Below are 6301 nucleotides of genomic sequence, written 5' to 3' on the forward strand. Positions count from 1 at the left end.
CCCCACCATCGCGAGGGCTCTGTTCTTCTGGCTTCTGTACGAGGGATGCACGCATGAATGAGGAAAAACTCCGGTACTTCCTGAAGCGGGTCACGGCCGACCTCCACGAGACGCGCCGCCGCCTTCAGGAGGTGGAGTCCGAGGAGCAGGAGCCGATCGCGATCGTCGGCATGAGCTGCCGCTACCCCGGGGGCGTCGCGTCCGCCGAGGACCTGTGGCGGCTGGTGTCCGAGGGCACCGACGCCATCTCGCCCTTCCCCACCGACCGGGGCTGGGACACCGGGCGCCTCTTCGACGACGACCCCGACGGGCGAGGCACGAGCTATGTGCGGGAGGGCGGTTTCCTGCACGACGCCAACTGGTTCGACCCGGCGTTCTTCGGGATCTCCCCCCGCGAGGCCACCGCGATGGACCCGCAGCAGCGGCTCCTGCTGGAGACCTCGTGGGAGGCGTTCGAGCGCGCCGGCATCGACCCGACCACGCTGCGCGGCAGCCGTACGGGCGTGTTCACAGGTGTCATGTACCACGACTACGCCTCCCGGCTACGGGCCCTCCCCGAGGAGGTCGAGGGCTACCTCGGCACCGGCGCGTCCAGCAGTATCGCCTCCGGCCGGGTCTCGTACACCTTCGGCCTGGAGGGCCCGGCGCTCACCGTCGACACCGCATGCTCCTCCTCCCTCGTGACCCTGCACCTCGCCGTCCAGGCGCTGCGCAAGGGCGAGTGCACGCTCGCCCTCGCGGGCGGCGTCACCGTGATGCCCACACCGGGCACCTTCACCGAGTTCAGCAAGCAGCGCGGGCTGTCCTTCGACGGCCGGTGCAAGTCCTTCGCCGACGCGGCGGACGGCACCGGCTGGGGCGAGGGCGCGGGCATGCTCCTCGTGGAGAAGCTCTCGGACGCTCGGAAGAACGGCCACCCCGTGCTCGCCGTGGTCCGGGGCTCCGCCGTCAACCAGGACGGCGCCTCCAACGGTCTGACCGCCCCCAACGGCCCCTCCCAGCAGCGCGTGATCCGGCAGGCCCTCGCCGACGCCCGGCTCACCGCCGCCGACGTCGACGTGGTCGAGGCGCACGGCACGGGTACGACGCTGGGCGACCCGATCGAGGCGCAGGCGCTGCTGGCCACGTACGGCCGGGAGCACACCGCCGAGCAGCCGCTGTGGCTGGGCTCGCTCAAATCGAACCTGGGCCACACCCAGGCCGCGGCCGGTGTCGCGGGCATCATCAAGATGGTGATGGCCATCCGCCACGGCGTGCTGCCGAAGACCCTGCACGTCGACACGCCCTCGCGGAACGTGGACTGGTCGGCCGGCGCGGTCTCCCTGCTCACCGAGGCCGTCGCCTGGCCGGAGACCGGCCGCCCGCGCCGCGCCGCCGTGTCCTCCTTCGGCATCAGCGGCACCAACGTCCACACCATCATCGAGCAGGCCCCGGAGGTCCCGGGGGATGATTCAGGGGCGGACGGCGGCGAGGGCGCGGACGGTACGGACGCCGCTTCGGAGGCCGTCGCGCCGGTCGTGTCCGTGCCGCCTGTGCTGTCCGTGCCGCCGGTGGTGCCGTGGCCCGTCTCGGGCCGCACCGAGGAGGCCCTGCACGCGCAGGTCGAGCGTCTGCTGGCACACCTGCGGGCGCACCCGGACGACCGCCCGGTGGACATCGGCTTCTCGCTTGCCACCGGCCGCGCCGCCCTGGAGCACCGTGCGGTGGTCCTCGCGGCGGACCCCGAGAGGACGGCGGGCGACCTGACCGCGCTCGCCTCCGGCACGACCACCGCGCGCGTGGTGCGCGGCGAGGCCGGCTCCCGGGGCAGGCTCGCCTTCCTGTTCACGGGCCAGGGCAGCCAGCGACTGGGGATGGGGCGTGAGCTGTACGCGGCGTACCCGGTGTTCGCCGCGGCGCTGGACGCGGTCGCGGAGCGGATGATCCTCGAACTGCCGCTGAAGGACGTGCTGTTCGGGGACGACGCGGAGGTGTTGAACCGGACGGAGTACGCGCAGCCGGCGCTGTTCGCGGTAGAGGTGGCGTTGTTCCGGCTGTTCGAGTCGTGGGGCGTGAAGCCGGACTTCGTGTCCGGGCACTCGATCGGTGAGATCGCTGCCGCGCATGTCGCCGGGGTGCTGTCTCTGGACGACGCCTGCAAGCTGGTGTCCGCTCGTGGTCGGCTGATGCAGGCGCTGCCCGGGGGCGGCGTGATGATCGCGCTCCAGGCCACCGAGGACGAGGTCACGCCACTTCTGAACGAGCGGGTGAGCATCGCGGCGATCAACGGGCCGCGCTCGGTGGTCATCGCGGGTGATGCGGACGAGGCCGAGAGGATCGCCGGATCGTTCGGCGACCGCAAGTCCAAGCGACTGACCGTGAGCCACGCCTTCCACTCGCCGCACATGGACGGCATGCTCGACACCTTCCGCAAGGTGGCCGAGAGCCTGACCTACGAGCTTCCGCGCATACCGGTGATCTCGAATGTGAGCGGTGCTCTCGCTTCGGAGCAGTTGACGCGGCCCGAGTTCTGGGTCCGTCACGTCCGTGAGGCGGTCCGCTTCGCCGACGGCATCCGCGCCCTGGAGGCCGCGGGCGTCACCACGTACCTCGAACTCGGCCCCGACGGCGTCCTCTCGGCCATGGCCCAGAACTCCGTCGAGGGGGACGGCGCGGTCCTCGTCCCCGCCCTCCGCTCCCGCCGCCCCGAGGCCGAGACCGTCACCGCCGCCCTCGGCCAGGCGCACATACGCGGCCTCGCCGCTGACTGGGCCGCGTACTTCGCCGGTACGGGTGCCGAGCGCGTGGACCTCCCGACGTACGCCTTCCAACGCGAGCACTACTGGCTGGACGCCGGGACCGCAGGCGGGGACGTGACCACGGTCGGGCTGCGCGCGGCGGACCACCCGCTGCTCGGGGCCTCCGTGGCACTGGCCGACGCCGAGGGGCTGCTCCTCACGGGCCGGCTGTCGCTGGAGACACACCCTTGGCTGGCCGACCACGCCGTGGCCGGCGCGGTGCTGCTGCCCGGCACGGCCTTCGTGGAACTGGCGCTGCACGCCGGCGACCAGGTCGGCTGCGACCAGGTGGACGAGCTCACGCTCGCGGCCCCGCTGGTGCTGCCCGAGCACGGGGGCGTCGAACTCCAGATCGCCGTGGCCGCGCCCGAACCATCGGGCCGTCGCGCAATCGCCTTCCACTCCCGCCCGGACCACGCGGCCGACGACGAGCCGTGGGTGCGCAATGCCACCGGTGTCCTGGCGGAGGGCGCTCCGGCCCCGGCCTTCGACCTGGCGGCCTGGCCGCCGGCGGGGGCCGAGCGGATCGAGACGGACGGGCTCTACGAGGGCCTGGCCGCCTCCGGCTTCGGCTACGGGCCGGCCTTCCAGGGGCTGCGGGCCGCCTGGCGCAAGGACGACCAGGTGTTCGCCGAGGTCGTCCTGCCGGACGGCACCGAGCCGGGTGCCGGACACTTCACCGTGCACCCCGCACTGCTCGACTCGGTGCTGCACGCCATCGGTCTCGGTTCCCTCGTCGAGGACACCGGCCAGGGCCGACTGCCCTTCGCCTGGAACGGCGTCGCGGTGCACGCCGTGGGCGCAGACACCCTGCGCGTACGGCTCGCCCCGGCCGGCCGGGACACGGTCGCGCTGGAGATCGCGGACGCCGACGGCGCGCCCGTCGCCTCCGTGGCAGGGCTCACCCTGCGCGCCTTCTCGCCCGAGCAACTCGCCGGCCCAGGTGGCGGTCGCGCGGACGCCCTGTACCGGGTGGAGTGGTCGGAGCCGGCCGCCGGTGGACCGGCGGTCGAGGACTGGGCGGTGCTCGGCACCGGCCCGCAGGCCCTCTCCGCCCTGCCGACCACCGAGGCCGAGCTGCCCTCGGTGCTGGTCGTGCCTTGCGGCGAAACGGCGACCGGTGACGACCTGCCGGGCGCTGTCCACTCCGCTACCGCCCGGGCCTTGGCCCTGGTGCAGGAGTGGCTGTCGGACGAGCGGTTCGCCGGCTCCCGGCTGGTCTTCCTGACCCGGGGTGCCGTCGCGGCGGTGCCGGGCGAGGACGTGACCGACCTGGTCCACACCGCTGTGTGGGGTCTGGTGCGCTCGGCGCAGTCCGAGAACCCGGGCCGTTTCGGCCTGGTCGACCTCGACGCTGATGCCGGGCCGACAGACGTCCTGCCGCGCGTGCTGGCGTCGGGCGAGCCTGAGGTCGCGGTGCGTGAGGGCGCGCTGCTGGTGCCGCGTCTGACTCGGGCGATCGTTGCCGACGCGGAGCCCGTGACGTCGGCGGGCACGGTCCTGGTGACGGGTGCGAGTGGTGCGCTGGGTGGCGTGTTTGCGCGGCATTTGGTGTCCGAACGTGGTGTGCGGAGGCTGTTGTTGGTCTCGCGTCGGGGTGGGGATGCTCCTGGTGCGGCCGAACTGACGTCTGAGCTGGCGGAGTTGGGTGCGGAGGTCGTGTGGGCTGCGTGTGATGTGGCCGACCGTGCGGCGCTGGCGGCGCTGCTCGCCGAGCACCCCGTTACGGGTGTTGTCCACACAGCGGGTGTGCTGGATGACGGCGTGATCGGTTCGTTGACCGCCGAGCGGGTGTCGAAGGTGCTGCGTCCGAAGGTGGATGCGGCCTGGCACCTGCACGAACTGACCGAGAACCTGGACCTGTTCGTGGTCTTCTCCTCGGCCGCCGGTGTGTTCGGTGGTGCGGGGCAGGCCAACTATGCGGCGGGCAATGTGTTCCTGGACGCTCTGGCCCAGCACCGCAGGGCGCGGGGTCTGCCGGCGACCTCGCTGGCCTGGGGCCTGTGGGCCGAGGCCTCCGGCATGGCCGACGCGCTCGGCGACAAGGATGTCTCGCGCCTGGGCCGGGGCGGCGTACTGCCCCTGGAGGCGGCCGAGGGTCTGGAGCTCTTCGACACCGCGACGGCTTCCGAGCAGGCCCTGCTGGTCCCGGTGAAACTCGACCTCGCCGCGCTGCGGGCCCAGGTGGCGGCCGGTGGCATGGTGCCGCCGCTGCTCGGCGGCCTGGTGCGCACCCCGGCGCGGCGCGCGGCCCGAGGTGGCGCGGCACCCGAGGGCAAGCTCGCCCGCACACTGGCCGCGCTGGACGAGGCGGAGCGCCCGACCGCCGTGCTGGACCTGGTCCGTACACAGGTCGCGGCCGTGCTCGGCTTCGCCGGGGCGGAAGCGGTGGCGACGGACCGCTCCTTCCGCGAGCTGGGCTTCGACTCGCTCACCGCTGTCGAGCTGCGCAACCGCCTCGGCTCGGCGACCGGCGTACGGCTGCCCGCCACGCTGGTCTTCGACTACCCGACCCCGGTCGTGCTGGCCGACTTCCTGTACGGCGAACTGCTCGGCGTGGCCGACGCGGTGGCCGCGCCCACCGCCGTAGCGGTCCACGACGACGAGCCGATCGCCATCGTCGCCATGGCCTGCCGTTTCCCGGGCGGTGTGACGACGCCCGACGACCTGTGGCGACTCGTGGCCGAGGGCCGGGATGCCATCTCGGACATGCCCGACGACCGGGGCTGGGATGCCGAGGGCCTCTTCGACCCGGACCCCGACCGCCCCGGCACCAGCTACAGCATGGCGGGCGGCTTCCTGCACGACGCCCATCACTTCGACCCGACGTTCTTCGGCATCTCGCCGCGCGAGGCCCTCGCCACCGACCCGCAGCAGCGGTTGCTGCTGGAGACCTCGTGGGAGGCGTTCGAGCGCGCGGGCATCGACCCGGCCTCCCTGCGCGGCAGCCGGACGGGCGTCTTCGCCGGCGTCATGTACAACGACTACGGCACGCTGCTGCACCGAGCGCCCGACGGCCTGGAGGGCTACATGGGCACCTCCAGTGCCGGAAGCGTCGCCTCGGGCCGGGTGTCGTACACCTTCGGTCTGGAGGGTCCGGCCGTCACCGTCGACACGGCCTGCTCGTCGTCGCTGGTCACCCTGCACCTCGCGGCCCAGGCGCTGCGCAGTGGCGAGTGCGACCTGGCGCTCGCGGGCGGTGTCACCGTGATGGCCACCCCCGGCACGTTCGTCGCGTTCAGCCGTCAGCGCGGCCTCGCGACCGACGGCCGGTGCAAGCCCTTCGCGGCGGCGGCCGACGGCACGGCCTGGGGCGAGGGCGTCGGCATGCTGCTCGTGGAACGTCTGTCGGACGCGGAGCGCAATGGGCACCCGGTGCTGGCGGTGGTGCGGGGTTCGGCGGTCAATCAGGACGGTGCGTCGAACGGTCTGACGGCGCCGAACGGTCCGTCGCAACAGCGGGTGATCCGGCAGGCGTTGGCGAACGCCGGCCTGTCGGTGTCCGAGGTGGACGTGGTCGAGGC

Annotated in this window: 1 protein-coding gene; it reads left to right on the forward strand. The window is 73.0% G+C overall.

Annotated features, from left to right (window positions below):
- Nucleotides 1-53: 53 nt before the first annotated feature.
- On the forward strand, nt 54-6301 hold a 6248-nt coding region (locus ACFYR3_RS42550; RefSeq protein WP_389287621.1), incomplete at its 3' end, for an SDR family NAD(P)-dependent oxidoreductase.

It is taken from the genome of Streptomyces sp. NPDC005784 (genome assembly GCF_042871525.1).
In the GTDB taxonomy this organism is placed as follows: Bacteria; Actinomycetota; Actinomycetes; order Streptomycetales; family Streptomycetaceae; genus Streptomyces.